This window comes from Thermoactinomyces sp. CICC 10521 (assembly GCF_016055135.1).
Classification (GTDB): domain Bacteria; phylum Bacillota; class Bacilli; order Thermoactinomycetales; family Thermoactinomycetaceae; genus Thermoactinomyces_A; species Thermoactinomyces_A daqus.
The window spans coordinates 29247-46080 of sequence record NZ_JAECVZ010000017.1; the positions used below are offsets into that span (position 1 = coordinate 29247).

Annotated in this window: 15 protein-coding genes; 13 read left to right on the plus strand and 2 right to left on the minus strand. The window is 47.8% G+C overall.

Annotated elements, in window-relative coordinates; genetic code table 11:
• Nucleotides 1-23: 23 nt before the first annotated feature.
• Nucleotides 24-1403 (minus strand): MFS transporter, encoded by a 1380-nt coding sequence (locus I8U17_RS12130; protein ID WP_198056055.1) that lies wholly within the window; start codon nt 1401-1403, stop codon nt 24-26.
• Between the two features lie 445 nt (nt 1404-1848).
• Between I8U17_RS12130 and I8U17_RS12135 the strand changes: the two genes are divergently transcribed.
• The 7 genes from I8U17_RS12135 to I8U17_RS12165 all read left to right on the plus strand — a co-directional run bounded on the left by I8U17_RS12135 (nt 1849) and on the right by I8U17_RS12165 (nt 8703).
• On the plus strand, nt 1849-2040 hold the full coding sequence (locus I8U17_RS12135; RefSeq protein WP_033099486.1) for a hypothetical protein: 192 nt from the start codon (nt 1849-1851) through the stop codon (nt 2038-2040).
• Nucleotides 2041-2132: 92 nt separating this feature from the next.
• Nucleotides 2133-4076, plus strand: a complete 1944-nt coding sequence (locus I8U17_RS12140; RefSeq protein WP_033099485.1) for a radical SAM protein — start codon at nt 2133-2135, stop codon at nt 4074-4076.
• 14 nt (nt 4077-4090) lie between these two features.
• Entirely contained in the window at nt 4091-5056 is a 966-nt protein-coding gene (locus tag I8U17_RS12145; RefSeq protein WP_198056054.1) for a multinuclear nonheme iron-dependent oxidase, read from the plus strand.
• Complete coding sequence (locus I8U17_RS12150) at nt 5041-5862, plus strand: hypothetical protein (protein ID WP_033099484.1); 822 nt, start codon at nt 5041-5043, stop codon at nt 5860-5862. Before I8U17_RS12145 ends, I8U17_RS12150 begins: the two co-directional genes overlap by 16 nt.
• Entirely contained in the window at nt 5859-7112 is a 1254-nt protein-coding gene (locus I8U17_RS12155) for a tetratricopeptide repeat protein (protein ID WP_198059475.1), read from the plus strand. Before I8U17_RS12150 ends, I8U17_RS12155 begins: the two co-directional genes overlap by 4 nt.
• Nucleotides 7085-8263: a TldD/PmbA family protein gene (locus tag I8U17_RS12160; protein ID WP_198059476.1), complete on the plus strand. Its 1179-nt coding sequence runs from the start codon at nt 7085-7087 to the stop codon at nt 8261-8263. The genes I8U17_RS12155 and I8U17_RS12160 overlap by 28 nt, the downstream gene beginning before the upstream one ends.
• A 191-nt stretch (nt 8264-8454) precedes the next feature.
• Nucleotides 8455-8703, plus strand: coding sequence for a YuzB family protein (locus tag I8U17_RS12165; protein WP_033099481.1), 249 nt, complete (start codon nt 8455-8457; stop codon nt 8701-8703).
• Here I8U17_RS12165 and I8U17_RS12170 read toward each other — a convergent pair.
• On the minus strand, nt 8691-9050 hold the full coding sequence (locus I8U17_RS12170; RefSeq protein WP_033099480.1) for a DUF3899 domain-containing protein: 360 nt from the start codon (nt 9048-9050) through the stop codon (nt 8691-8693). The genes I8U17_RS12165 and I8U17_RS12170 overlap by 13 nt on opposite strands.
• A 189-nt stretch (nt 9051-9239) precedes the next feature.
• On the opposite strand from I8U17_RS12170, the gene I8U17_RS12175 reads away from it, so the two are divergent.
• The 6 genes from I8U17_RS12175 to I8U17_RS12200 all read left to right on the plus strand — a co-directional run bounded on the left by I8U17_RS12175 (nt 9240) and on the right by I8U17_RS12200 (nt 16832).
• Nucleotides 9240-10886, plus strand: a complete 1647-nt coding sequence (locus I8U17_RS12175) for a peptide ABC transporter substrate-binding protein (RefSeq protein ID WP_198059477.1) — start codon at nt 9240-9242, stop codon at nt 10884-10886.
• A gap of 339 nt (nt 10887-11225) precedes the next feature.
• Nucleotides 11226-12860, plus strand: coding sequence for a peptide ABC transporter substrate-binding protein (locus I8U17_RS12180; RefSeq protein ID WP_198056050.1), 1635 nt, complete (start codon nt 11226-11228; stop codon nt 12858-12860).
• A gap of 89 nt (nt 12861-12949) precedes the next feature.
• Nucleotides 12950-13879, plus strand: a complete 930-nt coding sequence (locus tag I8U17_RS12185; protein WP_198056049.1) for an ABC transporter permease — start codon at nt 12950-12952, stop codon at nt 13877-13879.
• 7 nt (nt 13880-13886) lie between these two features.
• On the plus strand, nt 13887-14819 hold the full coding sequence (locus tag I8U17_RS12190) for an ABC transporter permease (protein ID WP_033099477.1): 933 nt from the start codon (nt 13887-13889) through the stop codon (nt 14817-14819).
• Nucleotides 14820-14833: 14 nt separating this feature from the next.
• A complete protein-coding gene (locus tag I8U17_RS12195; RefSeq protein WP_198056047.1) occupies nt 14834-15859 on the plus strand; it encodes an ABC transporter ATP-binding protein in 1026 nt (341 codons plus the stop codon).
• Complete coding sequence (locus tag I8U17_RS12200) at nt 15852-16832, plus strand: ABC transporter ATP-binding protein (RefSeq protein ID WP_033099475.1); 981 nt, start codon at nt 15852-15854, stop codon at nt 16830-16832. The genes I8U17_RS12195 and I8U17_RS12200 overlap by 8 nt, the downstream gene beginning before the upstream one ends.
• The last annotated feature ends 2 nt before the right edge of the window (nt 16833-16834 follow it).

Here is a 16834-nt window from a genome sequence, read left to right on the forward strand (position 1 = left end):
TGTCAGTCTGCTACCATCCCGGTTTATGTGGTTTTGTTCACGCCCTTTTCCGACTTGATGCCTGTTCGTTCCAGTAATAGCGTGGTTAGCGCGATCAATTGCAACGCGATCGCACAGGTGATCATCATTTGAAATCCGCTTGCGCTGATTTTCCCGATTTCCGGGCCTTCAACGAGACGGGAGAACAATCCGGCGGCAAATGCACCTGTACCGAACTGGATCATTTGGAAAAAACCGATGAATGCCCCGGTTTGTTCGGGAGGGACGGAGAGGAGGGCAATTTTATTTTGGGAAGGCATGGCAATGGTCCCCCCTATTCCCAATAACAAGTAAATGGCGATGAAAAGCAAAAGGTGATGAAAGTTGCCGCTGAACCAAAAGAAGACGGAACCGCCAAGTGACAGGATCATTCCGACGGCTAAAGTGAAACGCGGGTTTTTGTCGGCAGCACGCCCGGCAATACCGGAAAATGCCAAGCCCATGACGGAATCAATGAGAATGATCAAGCCCACGAGGTCAGGTGGGATGGCATGCACATCCCGCAAATAACTGGGGGCGTACAGAGAGATGGCGTTGCTTACCAGGTACAGGCAAAAGACGCGCAAGCACGCCAGGATAAATGTTTTGTTATGAAAAGCGCCGGGCGGGAAGATGGCCCCCTCTCCGTTGTTGCTTTTTTGGGACACAATGATGCCGATGATGCCCGCAGCCGCAAGGATCGCCCAGACCAGTTTGCTGGCTGTGGACAGATTGTTCATAAAAAGGCATTGAATGCCAATCACGGTCATTAATAAGCCGAATGCGCCGACGAACGGGATTTTGGATTTTTTTTCGGGCGAAAGTCCACGCGGAAGGTGGATCAACGCCATGATTAGCGAGATTATTGACAAACCGAACAGACACCAGAAAATTGAATTCCAATGATAATGCTTGATCAGGAGGCCGCCGATGGCCGGACTGATCAGGGTGGCTGTGGCCAGTGTGCCGGAGAACCAACCAAAAGCCCAACCGATTTTGTTCTCCGGAAAACTTTGACGAATGAAAATGACCTGAACAGGAACAATCATCGAGTCAGCCAGCCCTTGCAAGGACTGAAAGATGAGGAAGAAGTTCCAATCACGGGTCAACCCGCTGCAAAGTGTGGACAGCGCAAATAAAACAATCCCGGTGAAAAACTGGCGGCGGGCACCGAAATGATCGGCTGTTTTTCCGAAAAACGGCAAACCGACGGCGAATAGGGCAAAGAAAAGAATATTCCGCCACTGAAGCGTCTCATACGAGATGTTGAAATCCGACACGATATCGGGAAATGCGATCGTCAACATGGAAGTGCTCATGACACTGGCAAAGACACCCATCGAAATGGTTAGGATCAAAAAGTGGTTTTTGAATGTACTCTTCAAGTTCATACCCTCCCAAATGGCGTCTTCGGTATTTTCATAAAATCATTCAGGGAAAACGGCTTTGCGATCGAAAAAGGGTTCTGGTTTTCGTCCGGGGGATACACGTTTCTGTTGGGCTTTGATCAATATATCATAAGACTATAATTTATAAAATAGTATTATAAATTATTTTTAAAATAAAATTCAGAAAAGAAAATTGAAGAAGAGGGGTTTTGAAAGCATATTTATATCTTTATTGTTTCGCTTGTAGAGAGATGTCTTTAAACAGATTGCTTGATTTTTTGGCAGTATGGGGGCAGCTGTGGTGGATCGCTGTCTATCGAAAAAGGATTTTATATTCAATTAAAATTGGTACAAACGAGAGTGAAATAATATAAATTTAGAAAATAAAAAATATTGACAATTATATGATAATATTATAGATTAATAACAGGAGGTGATCGCCTTGAGCAAGGAAATCAAAAAAGAGCTCAAAAATGAACTCGAACAACTGACTGTTGTTGAGGCGAAGGAGTTGCAAGTGGGCAATGCGTTTCATGCTTTCCGTTTCTCTTCCGCCATTGAGGAACTGGACGTTGTGGAAGCGAATGAATTGAAAGTGGGCAATGCTTTCCATGCTTTCCGTTTCAATGCTTAATTGATAGTGCTTTGAAAGAGGTGTTGCAACCCATCGATCCGGATGATGCAACACTTCTTTCTTTAGTCCATTCAAGATCGGAGGTGAGTATAATGGGTGACGAGATCCTGATCGTTTTTCCCCCCACCACGGAAGCACGGTTATTCCCTTACCTAAGCTTGCCCATGATCACTTCGTATTTGCGGAAACGGGATGTTCCTGTGGTCCAGAAGGATCTGAATATTGAGCTGTGCCATCAACTTTTCTCGGCGGACAAGATCGGACAGTTTATTTCGTTGCTGGAAAAACAGGGGCGAAACGATTTACAACACAGATATCGTCTGGAAATGGCTAAATTTTTGTGGAAAAACCAGCGTGATTTTTTTTCGCAGGTTTTTGATAAACAATACTCCTCATTAAAGGTTGCCCACCGAAATACGAGATTTGTCCGCCAGGGAATTGAAATGTTGCTGGAAAACTCCATTTTGAAAGAGCAAATCACTTCGCTTGATGAGATCGGGAAAAAGGCTCTGGATTACCAGACCCCATCAGAAGAAGACATCGCTGCCCTCACTTTGTATGAATCTTTCATTCCGTTGATCAATCGATTGAATCCCAGGGTTTTTGCTGTCTCCATCGCCTATTACAGCCAGATTCTCCCCTCCTTGCTTTTAGCCAGATGGGTTAAAGATTGCATCCCGGATACGTTTGTGATCTTTGGTGGGCAACAAATCATGCTGAGACATGAAGATATGGCGAATATTCCGGCATTCCGCAGATATGTGGATGGTTTGGGAACAGGTGCGGGAGAGGAAACCATGCTTCGTCTGTGGCAATATTTGACCGGTGGGGGCGGGCAGGAAAAAGTGCCCGATGTGGTTTGGCTGCAAGACTCACCTCCATCTCAACCTTCACCCCGTTCAACCGTGCATATTCAAAATGTGCCTCCCCCTGACTTCAGTGATTTGCCATTTGACAAATATCTGAGTGAGGAAGTGAACCTTTCCCTGATCACCTGCATCGGCTGTTATTGGGGCAGATGCGCTTTCTGTTCCTACGGCAACCGCTCCCGCAAACAGCAAAACTACCAACAGAAAACAGCCAGGCAAATCGCTGACGAGTGTCAATATTTGCTGGACAAACACCAGGTTAAGCGGATCAATTTCATCGATGAAAACACAAATCTCCGTTTAGTGGTTCATGCGATGAGAATATTAAACCAGCGTGGATACCGGATGCAGTTCAGCACCCGGAATCGCATGGAAGAATGTTTGCTTGATCTGTCATTTTGCAAGGAGTTAAAGGAACGCGGTTGCGTATTGATGTCGGTCGGATACGAGACGAATTCGCAACGCCTGCTTGACTTGCTGGATAAAGGGGTGCAGGCTGCCCATTATCAGCAGATCATCGATAATTTGCACCAGGTGAACATTCCGCTGCGACTGTCGGTCATGGGAGGCATTTTGGACGAGACAGAAGAGGAATTGCGAGCATCGGAAGAGTTTTTGATACGCAATGCGCACAAAATCGGTATTGATGTGATGCAAATGTTGGTGGCCGAGCCCAAAACGTATCTCACGGAATCACCGGAAAAATACAACATAAAAATCAAATCGAAAACCAAGCTGCGCGGCAACCAATTGCTGAATTACGGCATGGGGCGGATGGGATACGATTTCGACTATGTGGACGGGGATACTTTTGAACCCAGACTTCAAAATTTCTTGACGATTTTCCGCAATGTCAAACCGCAGAAAAATGATGAATTGCCCCCGGATGCCCGTTTTTCCGGGCAGGATGATGATTGGGATGAAATCGGGATTAAAGAGATCGAGTTGTTGCCGTGGGTTAAGGTGATTCAAGCCCCTCTTCGTTCCGGACAACCTGTGCAAACGTTTATAGTCGACATGTTGTGGCAACGGTTTTTTCGGATTCCTGATCTGCTGCTGGAGTCATCCGGACAGGTTATGCGGACATCAACGGAAAATGCGGAAGGCATGGAATTACTGAAACGTTTGGTCAAGGCGGGTATGGGCAGAGTTATCACTCAAGCATAAGGAGAGATCAGTTGATGAGTCCTGTTGCATCGGTCCGTTTTCCTGAAGTGAATGAAAAACTGGGGTTGGGTTTGGGGATGGATCTGCCCTGGGGAGAAGAAATCGGTTTTCAAAGAGATTCGGGACAAGGGGATTCAATCACCCCGAAAATGAAAAAATTTTTTGACCAGTACCGCGGTCAATTCAACTACATTTTTATCGCTTTCCAGCCGAAAAACCGAAACCGGTTGAACGCGGAGGAATATTTTGAGGCTTATGATTGTCTTTTTGCCGAAGTACCGGAAATCAAGGCGCGAGCTTTCCATCAAACCATTTTGAACATGGGAACGATGGAGAATTACCGCAAGGGGGAAATTATCGAATTTACCAACCGGTTGATTGAGCGCTACGATTTCAAATGGATTGTGGAAGACTTGGGCCTGTGGTCAGTTGAAGGGAAGTCGGTGCCGTTTCCGCTGCCCCCTTTTATGACGATGGAAGGTTTGAAGGCCTGTATTCGGAACATCAGAGAATACCAAGAAAATTTGCTGGCTCCTTTGTCGGTGGAATTTGCGGGATTTACGGAAGGAACCAACTTTTATATTGGCGATATGGACGCATATGACTATTTTCGGATTATAGCGGAAGAGACGAATTCCCCTGTTACGATTGATATCGGGCATATTCTCAGCTACCAGTGGTTGATGGGCCGCACGGGAGAACGGATGTATGAAGAGCTGGACCGTTTGCCTTACGAATACTGCTTTGAGTTCCATCTGTCGGGATGCCAAATCATCAAAGGGAAATTCCGGGACTTGCATCATGGTGTTTTATTGGATGAACAAATTGATCTGCTTGAGTATATGCTTCCGCGTTGCCCCAATCTGAAAGCCATTACGTACGAAGATCCCAAGTATACGGATGAGGGGATTCTCATTCCCAAATCGCAACCCAATTATCAACGCATGAAGGAGGTAGTGGAAAAATGGATGGGGCAATAAAGGGAGAAAGCATCGGTTTGCATCGGGCTTTATATGGTTTGCTTTACCATCGTTCATATCGGCAGGCGTTTTTGGAAGGAAGGTATGACAAGTTGCAGTTGTCCGACGGGGAGTTGCGGCAGCTTGCCACCATCGATCATGAGGAACTGTGTGCGACGGCCAAAAATATCTGCCGAAACCTGCTGTCGGGAAACCTGGAAATCAGCGGTGGCTTAAAGGGTTCTTATCCGGGCGTTTTTCAGGAACTGGAGCGGATGGGTTATGATCGGTATGAGCTGATGTATCAATTTATGGAATCGCCCCATTTTGAGGAATATCGCGAACTCCCGTTTAGCGGTGTGGGTTTGTGTGTTGAGGAAGCTTTTTACGGCTTTATGATGGAGCAGGAAGATTTTCTGAGGGAATCACCCAATAACCGGCTTCTTCTTACTCATGAATTTTTAACTGTGATGCTTTCGATTTTGGTTGTCAACAAGCACCCCAATTTCTGCATCAAGACGAACTTGATTCGCAAAAACGATTCATGTTTCTACGCCATTCAATCCTACCCTGATCAAATCGCGTCGGCTTTGGCCAATAGAAAGGTTCACGGAGATTCGCAAGGACGGACTCTCTATTTGTACGCTGCAGCGAAGGATCAATTCATTAAAGGACCGATTAACCCGTTCATCGCCCGGCTTATCGAACTGGGGAGAGCGGAGGAGATCACAAAATGGGCCAATGAATGGATGGAGACTTATCAAATATCAGAAGAAGAACTGAATGATGCGATGGAGAAATTCTTGCGGCTGGGGTTAATTGGATGATGGGGAAACGGACGATTTATACATTTGAGGAGCATGGAGAGGTGTTGGCGCATTGGCATGAAACAGGATATGACAATGAAACGCTCATTTACTTCGATCGCCATCTCGATCTGAAAAAAATAGAAAAGGCACAGATGAGGCGGATTCGGGAACAGGGTTTGAACCGGAAAGATTTGCGGTTATTGAACCGAGATATCCCGTTTCGTGATGACGACTTGTTTGCGTATGGTTTGGATAATTTTCTCTACGCGACCACCGCTTTGAACCTGGTCAAACGGGTCATTTGGGTTTATCCCGAGCCCAAGCCCGTTTCCGTTGCTGCGCTGGGGCATGTGTTGTGGGACTTGTTGTCACTTGTTCCGGGGCACGGAGAAGAAGTGAAAAACACTTTCAAAGTGAATCCGCATTCGGCATCGGCACAAGTGGCGGGGATGCAGGTGGAGATTACCACTTTGCGCCGGATTCACAAGCTTGGGTTGGATCCGGATGCTAAAATCGACATTGATTTGGATTATTTTTATGAAGAGAAGGGACAAATTGTTCACGGTGTAGACGAAGTGGTTGAGACATTAAGAAGAGAGGGGATGGGCAACGGTGAACCGACGATGACATATTCCATTTCCAGTGGTTTTCTGCCTCGTTCCTGCAGATGGTTGGGGGAAGCTGTCGCCAATAAGTGGGGTTGCACGCTTCGTTCGCTTAGCCGACGGCGATCAAGTCAAGGACATGCGGAGCAAAGCATGAGCGTAATCGCTGGCAAACGCTCATTGGATCGGGCGCTGTTTCAGCGTTTGTGCCAGGACGAATTGCAACCGTTGGAAGGGCCCGGTTGGTCACTTCGGGCGCTTCTGGCGCTGGCCTTATCGGACATCGCAGAAGCTGAAAGGTGTTATCAAAGAGCAGTGGAATCGGGAGATCGCGCCACTTGGGCAGCGTACTCGATTGGGCTGTTCCATATGGGGCGGAAACAGTATGAGCAGGCAATTCAATGGTTCAGCAGGGCGGAAGGCCAATTGGTTGATACGATTCAGGCCCACAGTCTCTCGCTCCGGGCTTTGTGCGAGTGTAAGTCGGGCCAGTTTGAGCGGAGTTTACGTACGGTTGAACGCTGCCTGAAAGAATTGCCTTTGCGCCTGGAAGCATACAAGGTTGGAGCTGTGGCCGCGGGCGAACTCGGGATGTTGTCGGAGGCAGAAAAGTTCAGGGAGCTGGAAAAAGAGTTATGCGGCGTGAGGAACCCGGAACATTGAGGGGATCAGCGGCGAACCATTGGCGTTTTTACAGAACGGTTTATTTTGAATCGCAAACGAAGCACATCACCCGGCTGCAATCAGATCCCCGGCAGGGATATCAAGGGCTGAAATCGTTTGTATGGCTGGAAGAGAAGCTGACCTCGTGTGCAGAGGCTTTGGATGTATCTCTCCGTTCTGTGCGGAAGAGGATTGAATACTATAGAATCACCATCCGGTCACAGCAGAGTTTACTTTGGCATATGGAAAGGCCCCACTTTTCCCCTCGTGAAATTGGCGTGCTCATTCATCTTTTCGTCCGGGGACGATCGGCGTCGATACCGGTGATTTGGCAGTCCACTTGTGTCGAAGAATGGAACCTGAATCTAAACAGAGCGATTCATGAAGATATCCTGCCTGAGATCGAAGCGGCAGTGGTTGGAGAAGCGCTGAAAGAAGCTGTTAAGTTGCCTCTGCTGTTGGACCCGTGGCTGGCCTCACAGTTGATCCATGAGTGCATTGGCCACTCCTCCGAGGCGGATAATTATCTGGATTATATGTTGCCGCATGGATACCGGCTTGGTTACCAATGGACGAGATACCCGTTGGATGTGTATGATGATCCCACATTGCCGGGGCATCGTGCTAGTTATGAAATGGACCACGAGGGTGAACGGGCGAGACGTGTCCAGTTGGTTAAGCAAGGCATTTGGAATGATCTGTTGCACAACCGGGAAACGCAGAAGCGATGTCAGGCACCGGGGGCCGGGCATGGAAGGCGCACCCCTGATGGAGAAAAAACATTGCCCAGGATGTCAGTCACGTATGCGGATCAGGGCAATTGGACGTTTAAGCAGTTGGTTGAGGGGATTGAACATGGGATTTATTGTATCGGGACATGGGGAGGAGGTTCGTTGGGCCTGAACTTTATCATCCGCCCTGCCTATGGAAGGATCATTCGCAACGGCCGGTTAACGGATGAGATTGTGCGTCGTTTTGATATTAAAGGAAATAAGATGGACGTTATGATGAAAGTTGAGAAATTGTCCAATGAGTTGAGGTTTTACAATCCTGTCTTCGGATGCGACAAGAACGGTCAAAACAACTTGCCCGTGACACTCGGTTCCCCGCATATTCTCCTGCAACCGTTCACGATCCACCCTGTCAGCTGAAGGATGTCAGCCTGACCCGGTCAGCGGATGCTTGTGCAAACAGGCAAAACCCCTCTTAAGCGAACGTGATCCCGACAATGCTGTGATTTTCGCTTCAGAGGGGTTTTGGTATTGTTGATTTAAATTCACCCTCCTCTGCAATCAAAAAATGATACAATGAAATTAATCCCTGAAAAAAAGGGGAAGATGCCGTGGAAAAAAGGGAAATCGTAGTGGAATTTTGCATCTCCAATTTGGTCAGTGGCTCCTTATCGGCATATTATCAACTGAAAAACCATAAACATCCATACATAAAAGTCAAAGCGGAGCGGTGTTTGGGCTACTGCGGCCGCTGTGGAAGTTCGTTTTTCGCCTTGATCGATTACAAGCCGGTTGAAGCGGACACCCCTGAGGAACTGTATGAAGAGATTGTCCGCGAACTTTCAAATTATCTGGAATAAAGCAGCAATATGGATAAACCGATGAGGATGAGTGCGACCAAAAAAGAGCCCGTCTGCACGGTACGCAGTCCCGCATCGCGCCTGGACATTGCCTTTTCATCCGGTTGCGTTGCGAATTCATGCTCGCGGCCGATACGGTTGAATTTTTTGAAAGCCTTGGCAAAGTTATGAAAAAAACCGCCACGGATTACAAAAATAGATGCGGAAATAGTGAGAAACAATAGTCCGAATAGAAATAAATGGTTACTCCATGCCAGCTTGTTTTTCGGGGCAATGACCAGGGTGATGATGAAAAAGATGGCCATAACCGCTGTCATGTAGCGGACGATGGCTTTTTTTTGTGTCATTTTTGCTCCTCCATCTGTCGGATCTTTTTGTATATTATGTGAAACGTTAATGCTTTTATTTCTATTATTAAGTTATTGTCTTTTCTATTACAACTAATTAATTTATAATGTGAAAGTCAATAATACGATAGCGAGGCGATAAGGGAATTATCTGAAAAGTACTGAATTAACTGTAAAGGAGGGTTTAATTTGATCAGTAAGAAATGGAAAAGCATTGTTGGAGTTGCCGCCTCGATCAGTTTAGCGCTAACCGGTTGCTCTTTTCAACAAAACGGAGCTTCCGGCAGTGAACAATTGAGCAAGGATCAGATACTCCGCATTGCTGATACCGGTGATATTCCCATCCTGGACAGTGCGCGGGCTACTGACGTTTCGTCGATGAACATCCTCAATAACATTCAGGAAGGGCTGATGCGCGAGGGTCAGGACAATCAGCCTGAAAACGGAATTGCCACGAATTATGAAGTGAGCCCCGATAAAAAAACCTATACTTTCCATCTTCGGGACGATGCGAACTGGAGTGACGGTCAGCCGGTGACAGCGGATGATTTCCGATATGCCTGGCTTCGCGCACTTGACCCGAAAACAGCTTCCCAATATGCGTATGCCCTCTACCCCATCAAAAACGCTCAAAAATATAATGAGGGGAAAGCGAGCGCTTCGCAAGTAGGGATCAAAGTTTTGGACAAACATACGCTTGAGGTCACGCTGGAAAAGCCGATGCTCAATTTTATCAGCATGATCACAATGACGGTATACCTGCCGCAGCGTCAGGATATTGTGGAAAAATACGGATCGAAATACGGGACCGAAGTGGACAAGATGGTATTTGACGGCCCGTTTGTTGTGGAGAGTTGGACTCCGCAAAAATTGGTCTTGCAGAGAAATGACAATTATTGGGATAGCAACAGCGTCAGCCTGAAAACGGTGGAAATCAACATCATTAAGGATTTGGCCACCGGAATCAACATGTACAACGCCGGACAGCTTGACATTGTACCGCTCAATGACGCATTTGTCGATGCCTATAAACAAACGCCGGATTTTGTCAGTGTCAAACAGGCAGGCGTTTACTATATTCTATTAAACCAAAAAAATCCATTTTTCAAAAATGACAAAATACGGAAAGCGATCACCCTGGCGCTTGACCGCGACCAGATTGCCAACCGTATTCTCAAAGACGGATCGAGCCCGGCCGGTTCACTGGTTCCGCCTTCGATGAAAGGCGAGGCGAACAAATCTTTCCGCGCCGGCGGCGAAGTAGTGGGAACCAATGTGGCACAAGCGCAAAAACTGTTTAAAGAAGGTTTGCAAGAATTGGGGCTCAGCCAGCCGCCAAGAAATATTGTGATGATTGGATATGATACGACGGCCAGACGGAATGTGGCGGTCAATATCAAAGAACAGCTGCGGCAAACACTGGGCTGGGATATCAATTTGGATTCCCCGACATGGAAAGTGCACCTGCAACGGGCGGAGACGGGCAATTATGATATGATGATGCTCGGTTGGAGTGCGGATTATGATGATCCCATGCAATTCTTTGAGATTTTCGAAAGCAACAACCCGATGAACTACTCCCATTTCTCCAACGCCCAATATGATCAATTGGTGGAAAAGGCGAAGCAGGAAACGGATGAACACCAAGAGTATCAGGATCTGAGCCAGGCGGAGAAGATCCTGGTCGGGACTGACGGGGAAGGACAGGCCGCTTTCATTCCCCTCTTCTACGGTGGCAAATCCTATATTCAGAAACCGTATGTGAAAGATGTTTACCGTCATCCGTTTGGCGCCGAATACAGCCTGAAGTGGGGTTATATTACCAACAAAAAATAGTAAAACACAAATGGGGACCTGGTCAGGTCTCCATTTTTTATTAGCAGAGTTTCATGTCAATTATCAAAACATAACCCTTTACAAATCGTTGAATTATGGGTTAAATATAAATATGCGGCTAAAATTTGATAAGTATTGAAGAGTAAATTGTCTGAAATGAGGCAATTACGTTGCGATAAACAGAAGAGGAGCGGAGGAGAGCATGGAAGAGCTTGATAAGCGGAATGTTGAAGCCGAATTGTTTATAAGATTTAGATCATACTTCCTAAAGATGGGTTTACGACCATTTTTTGGTCTAAACTATAAATTATTTTAACTTTGAAAAAAGGGGGCAATCGGATGAACAAGAGGTTCAAACTATCCTCCTTGTTCGCACTCCTCCTCGTAACCGCATTGGCCTTATCTGGTTGTAATACATTCAGCGGTACGAGCGGCGGCGGAGGCAAACAAGTGCTCAATCTCGTTGAATTGCAAGAACCGCCCAATCTGGATAGCGCGAAGTCCACGGACACAGTTTCAGCTACATTGCTGAACAATATCATGGAGGGTCTTTATCGCGTCGGTAAAGACGGAAACCCGGTGCTTGGCATTGCCGCGGCCGCCCCGCAGGTAAGCCCGGACAAAAAAACGTATACCTTTAAACTCCGCGATGCAAAATGGAGTGACGGCAAACCGGTAACGGCCCACGACTTCGAGTACGCTTGGAAGCGGGCGCTTGACCCGAAAACGGCATCAGAGTATGCCTACATCCTCTATCCTGTGAAAAACGCTGAAGCGTTTAACATGGGCAAAGCAAAAGCTGACGATGTCGGGGTGAAAGCACTTGACGACAAAACGCTGCAAGTGACGTTGGAACAGCCGATCCCGTACTTCCTGGATCTGTTGACCTTCCCGACCTATTTGCCGCAGCGCCAGGACATTGTGGAAAAATTCGGGGAAAAATACGCGCTCGAAGCGAAAAATATGGTTTACGATGGTCCGTTTGTCCTGACTTCCTGGGTGCACAACCAAAGCTTCAGTGTGAAAAAGAACGACAATTATTGGGATAAAAATACGGTCAAACTGCAACAGGTAAATTGGCAGATCGTCAAGGACGGCGGAACCCAGATCAACTTGTACAACACGGGTAAACTGGATTTCACCTATCTGCCGACTGAATTTACCGCCAAGTACAAAAACAACAAAGATGTTTTCAACATCAAGGAATCTTCATCCTGGTATCTGGAAATGAACCAAACCGAAAAGCTGTTCCAAAACCCGAAAATCCGGGAAGCGATCGGCTTGGCCATTGATAAGAAAACGCTGACTGACAAAGTGGAGCAAAACGGTTCGATTCCGGCCGGCGGCATTGTTCCTCCATCCATCAAAGCCAGCGGTTTCGATGATAAGAAAAAATATCGTGAAGTCAATCAGGACAAAGTGCAGTATGATCCAGCAAAAGCGAAACAGCTCTGGCAAGAAGGTCTGAAAGAATTGGGCATGACTCAGGATCAAGTGCCACCGATTCACATTTTGGGTGACGATACGACCGGGGCGAAAAAAGACTTGGCCTATCTCCAAGACCAACTGCAGCGCAACCTGGGCGCCAAAATCGTCATCGACTCGGTACCCTTCAAAGAACGCTTGGAGAGAGGAAAACATCAGCAATTCGATCTCCTTTATTCCGGTTGGAACGCAGACTATAACGATCCGATGACCTTCTTGGATCTTTTCACGTCGGATAACAGCTTTAACCGCGGAAAATGGAGCAATAAAGAATTTGACGAATTAATCGCAAAATCGAAGCAAAATCCGGATTTTAAACAACGTTTCAATGATTTGACCAAAGCAGAACAAATCTTGATCAATGACCACGGTATTGTACCGCTTTACTACAGAACCCGACTGGGTCTGAAACAACCGAAAATCAAAGACTGGTACTGGAATTCAATCGGATTTGAATACAGCCTCAAGTGGACTTACATCGAAGAATAAGCCGTGTGTATTTGATGAAGGTATGTGTCGGTTGCGACATATACCTTCATCCTTGCTTTTTTCCGTCATTAAGAAAGGAGTGAATCAAGGTGCTGAAATATACGCTAAGCCGGCTGGGCTATATGGTGGTTACCTTATGGGTAATCGTAACAATAACCTTTTTTCTCATGCATTTATTGCCCGGTACCCCGCTGAAAAATGAAGAGAAGCTCCCGCCGGAGATCAGAGAACAAATTATCGCTTCCTATGGCTTGGATAAACCGCTGATGGTCCAGTACGGACTGTTTTTGGAAAAGTTGGTTCAGGGTGATTTGGGCAATTCCATGAATCTGGACGGCCGTTCGGTAACAGATTTGATCTTGCAAGGCTTCCCGGCCTCGGCCTTGATCGGGATTCAAGGCGTTATTTTTGGGGTGATCATCGGGTTGGCACTCGGGATTATTGCCGCCCTGAGGCGTGGAACCTGGGTGGATAACCTTTCAACCGTCATCGCCATCGCCGGTGTTTCGGTTCCCAGCTTTGTCGCCGCCGGATTGCTCTCTTTTTGGGTTGGCGTGAAATGGGGCATTTTGCCGGTGGCCGGATGGGAGTCCTGGGAGTATTCCATTTTGCCATCATTAGCTCTTTCCTTCTTTGTCATTTCACAGATGGCTCGTTATGTTCGTTCGGAAATGGTCGAAGTGTTGGATCAAGATTATATGAAAACGGCCAAGGCGAAAGGATTGAAGCGCTCAGCGATCGTTGTCCGCCATGCCATGCGAAATGCGCTGATTCCGGCGATTACGGTACTGGGGCCGCTGACCATTAACATCATTACCGGGTCGGTTGTGGTCGAACAGATCTTCAACATCCCGGGGGATGGGAAATATTTTGTGGATTCGATTACCACTAACGACTACACGATGATTATGGGGATCACGATTTTCTATGCAATCCTGTTTATTGTCGCCATCTTCCTGGTTGACTTGCTTTACGGAGTGATTGACCCGAGAATTCGCATTGCCAGTGCAAAGGAGTGAGACACAGATGAGCGCAAACGCAGCAAAAGAATTGTCGCCGGAGCTGTTTGAGCCGGTAGCCAGTGAAGCTGGGGCGGAGGAGCGAATCCTGCGGGAGCGGGTGGGCTTCTGGAAAGATGCGTGGCGTCGCTTTCGCACCAATCCGGGAGCGATGGCCGGCCTGATTGTTCTAGCACTCATTGTTTTTTTTGCTATTTTTGGCCCGATGATGAATAAGTATGACGACCATACAAATAATTTGACGATCTCCAATCAGGAGCATATAGGTGACCATTATTTCGGTACGGACAACTTGGGCCGGGACCTGTGGCAGCGTACTTGGCACGGGGCGCAAGTCTCCCTGCTCATCGCACTGTTAGCTGCCTTGATTGACTTGTGCATCGGGGTGACGATCGGCAGTATCTCCGGTTATTTCGGGGGCAGGGTCGATGATATTTTGCAACGGATTATTGAGATCTTGTATTCCATTCCAAACCTGATTGTCGTTACCTTGATGTTGTTGGTTTTCGATCCGGGAATAGTACCGATTGCGGTGGCGCTGTCGATCACCGGGTGGGTTCCGATGGCCCGTGTGGTGCGCGCACAGATCATGAAGCTGAAGTCACAGGAGTATGTGTTGGCAGCCCGCACACTGGGAGCCGGACATCGCCGCATACTGTTCAAGCACCTGATTCCCAATGTGATGGGGCCGATTATCGTGGCAGTAACATTTGCCATTCCGTCGGCGATCTTCTTTGAAGCGTTCTTGAGCATGATCGGCCTGGGAATTCGTCCGCCGCAAGCCAGTCTGGGATCGCTGGTGTTTGATGGTTATAACTATCTGCAGATTTACCCATACCAATTGTTTTATCCGGCCGCGATTCTCTGTTTGATCATGCTGGCCTTCAACCTGGTCGGAGATGGTCTGAGAGATGCACTTGATCCGCGGATGCGCAAATAGGGGGGTGAATGAGGATGAGCAAATTGTTGGAAGTGCGTGATCTGCACGTTTCCTTTAAGACGTATAACGGCGAAGTAAAAGCGGTGCGCGGTGTCACTTTTGATCTTGAGAAGGGGGAAACATTGGCCATCGTCGGGGAGTCCGGTTGCGGCAAAAGCGTAACCTCGCAGACGATTATGCGCCTTATTCCCAATCCGCCGGGCTTTATCAAAGAAGGGGAAATTTTGTTTGAAGGAGACGATTTGGCCAAGGCGACAGAAAAACAGATGGAAAAAATTCGCGGGAAAGAGATCGCGATGATTTTTCAGGACCCGATGACTTCGCTCAATCCGACCATGACGGTAGGGGCACAAATCATCGAAGGACTGGTCAGACACCAAAAAATGAGCAAAGCCGAAGCAAGGAACAAAGCGATTGAAATGTTGCGCCTTGTCGGCATTCCCAGCCCGGAATCAAGGCTTGCGCAATATCCTCACCAGTTTTCCGGAGGGATGAGGCAGCGGGCGATGATCGCGATCGCGCTGGCCTGTCAGCCGAAAATTTTGATCGCTGACGAACCGACGACGGCGCTCGATGTGACCATCCAAGCGCAAATTATTGACTTGATGAAAGAGTTGCAGAAAAAGACGGGAACTGCGATTATTTTGATCACGCACGATTTGGGTGTCGTGGCCGATATCGCTGACCGGGTTGTCGTCATGTATGCGGGCATTGTGATTGAAACAGGAAAACTGGACGAAATTTTTTATAACCCGCGCCATCCGTATACATGGGGATTGTTGGGTTCGATGCCACGTCTCGATTTGAGAAGCGACCAGGAGCTGCTCCCGATTCCGGGATCGCCCCCTGACTTGATTTCACCCCCGAAGGGATGCCCGTTTGCGGCTCGCTGCAAATATGCCATGAAAATTTGTAAGGAACAAATGCCGGAGCGGACCGATATTTCTTCGACGCATCAAGTTGCCTGCTGGCTTGAGCACCCGATGGCGCCGGATGTGAAGCCGCCTGTGGCAGCAGTAGGGGGGACGAAAGATGAGTAAAACCGAAACACAGGACAAAGAAGTGATCCTCTCCGTCAAAAACCTGAAAAAACACTTTGTTGTCGGCGGAGGACAAGTTGTTCAAGCGGTTGACGGAGTTACCTTTGATGTTTACCGGGGTGAAACGCTCGGTCTGGTAGGGGAATCGGGTTGCGGCAAATCAACCATCGGGCGCACGTTGATCCGGTTGTACGGTGTGACTGACGGTTCAGTCGAGTTTAAAGGAAAAAATGTTCATGAGTTAAAAGGTCAGGAGTTAAGAGCGTTTAACCGCCAGATGCAGATGATTTTCCAGGATCCCTATGCCTCCCTCAATCCGCGCATGACGGTGATGGATATCATCGCGGAAGGAATTGACATTCACGGGTTGGCCAGTGGAGAGGAGCGCCGCAAACGCGTGATCGAACTGCTCAAAGTGGTCGGGCTGAACGAAGAACATGCCGATCGCTTTCCTCACGAGTTCAGTGGAGGGCAGCGGCAACGGATTGGCATCGCCCGCGCGCTGGCAGTGGAACCGGAGTTTATCATAGCCGATGAACCGATTTCCGCTCTGGACGTCTCCATTCAGGCACAAGTAGTGAACTTGATGAAAAAATTGCAAAAAGAACAAGGACTGACCTACTTGTTTATCGCCCATGATTTATCCATGGTGAAATATATTTCCGACCGGGTAGGCGTGATGTATCTCGGAAATCTGGTGGAATTGGCGGGCAGTGACGAACTGTATGAGAATCCGCTTCATCCCTACACCGAAGCACTTCTTTCCGCCGTGCCGATTCCCGATCCGAAAACGGCGAAAACGCGGGAACGCATCATTCTTGAAGGAGATGTCCCAAGCCCGATCAATCCGCCGAGCGGATGCCGTTTCCGCACCCGTTGCCCCAAAGCGATGGAGATTTGTGCGAAAGAGATCCCGCAGTGGAAAGAAGCACAGCCCAACCACTTTGTGGCATGCCATCTTTATAACGAATAATC

What these genes read in the sequence shown, in the direction of transcription:
- I8U17_RS12140 (WP_033099485.1), top strand. Translation starts at nt 2,133, where the DNA reads ATGGGTGACGAGATCCTGATCGTTTTTCCCCCCACCACGGAAGCACGG.
- I8U17_RS12145 (WP_198056054.1), top strand. Translation starts at nt 4,091, where the DNA reads ATGAGTCCTGTTGCATCGGTCCGTTTTCCTGAAGTGAATGAAAAACTG.
- I8U17_RS12150 (WP_033099484.1), top strand. Translation starts at nt 5,041, where the DNA reads ATGGATGGGGCAATAAAGGGAGAAAGCATCGGTTTGCATCGGGCTTTA.
- I8U17_RS12155 (WP_198059475.1), top strand. Translation starts at nt 5,859, where the DNA reads ATGATGGGGAAACGGACGATTTATACATTTGAGGAGCATGGAGAGGTG.
- I8U17_RS12160 (WP_198059476.1), top strand. Translation starts at nt 7,085, where the DNA reads ATGCGGCGTGAGGAACCCGGAACATTGAGGGGATCAGCGGCGAACCAT.
- I8U17_RS12170 (WP_033099480.1), bottom strand. Translation starts at nt 9,050, where the DNA reads ATGACACAAAAAAAAGCCATCGTCCGCTACATGACAGCGGTTATGGCC.
- I8U17_RS12180 (WP_198056050.1), top strand. Translation starts at nt 11,226, where the DNA reads ATGAACAAGAGGTTCAAACTATCCTCCTTGTTCGCACTCCTCCTCGTA.
- I8U17_RS12190 (WP_033099477.1), top strand. Translation starts at nt 13,887, where the DNA reads ATGAGCGCAAACGCAGCAAAAGAATTGTCGCCGGAGCTGTTTGAGCCG.
- I8U17_RS12195 (WP_198056047.1), top strand. Translation starts at nt 14,834, where the DNA reads ATGAGCAAATTGTTGGAAGTGCGTGATCTGCACGTTTCCTTTAAGACG.
- I8U17_RS12200 (WP_033099475.1), top strand. Translation starts at nt 15,852, where the DNA reads ATGAGTAAAACCGAAACACAGGACAAAGAAGTGATCCTCTCCGTCAAA.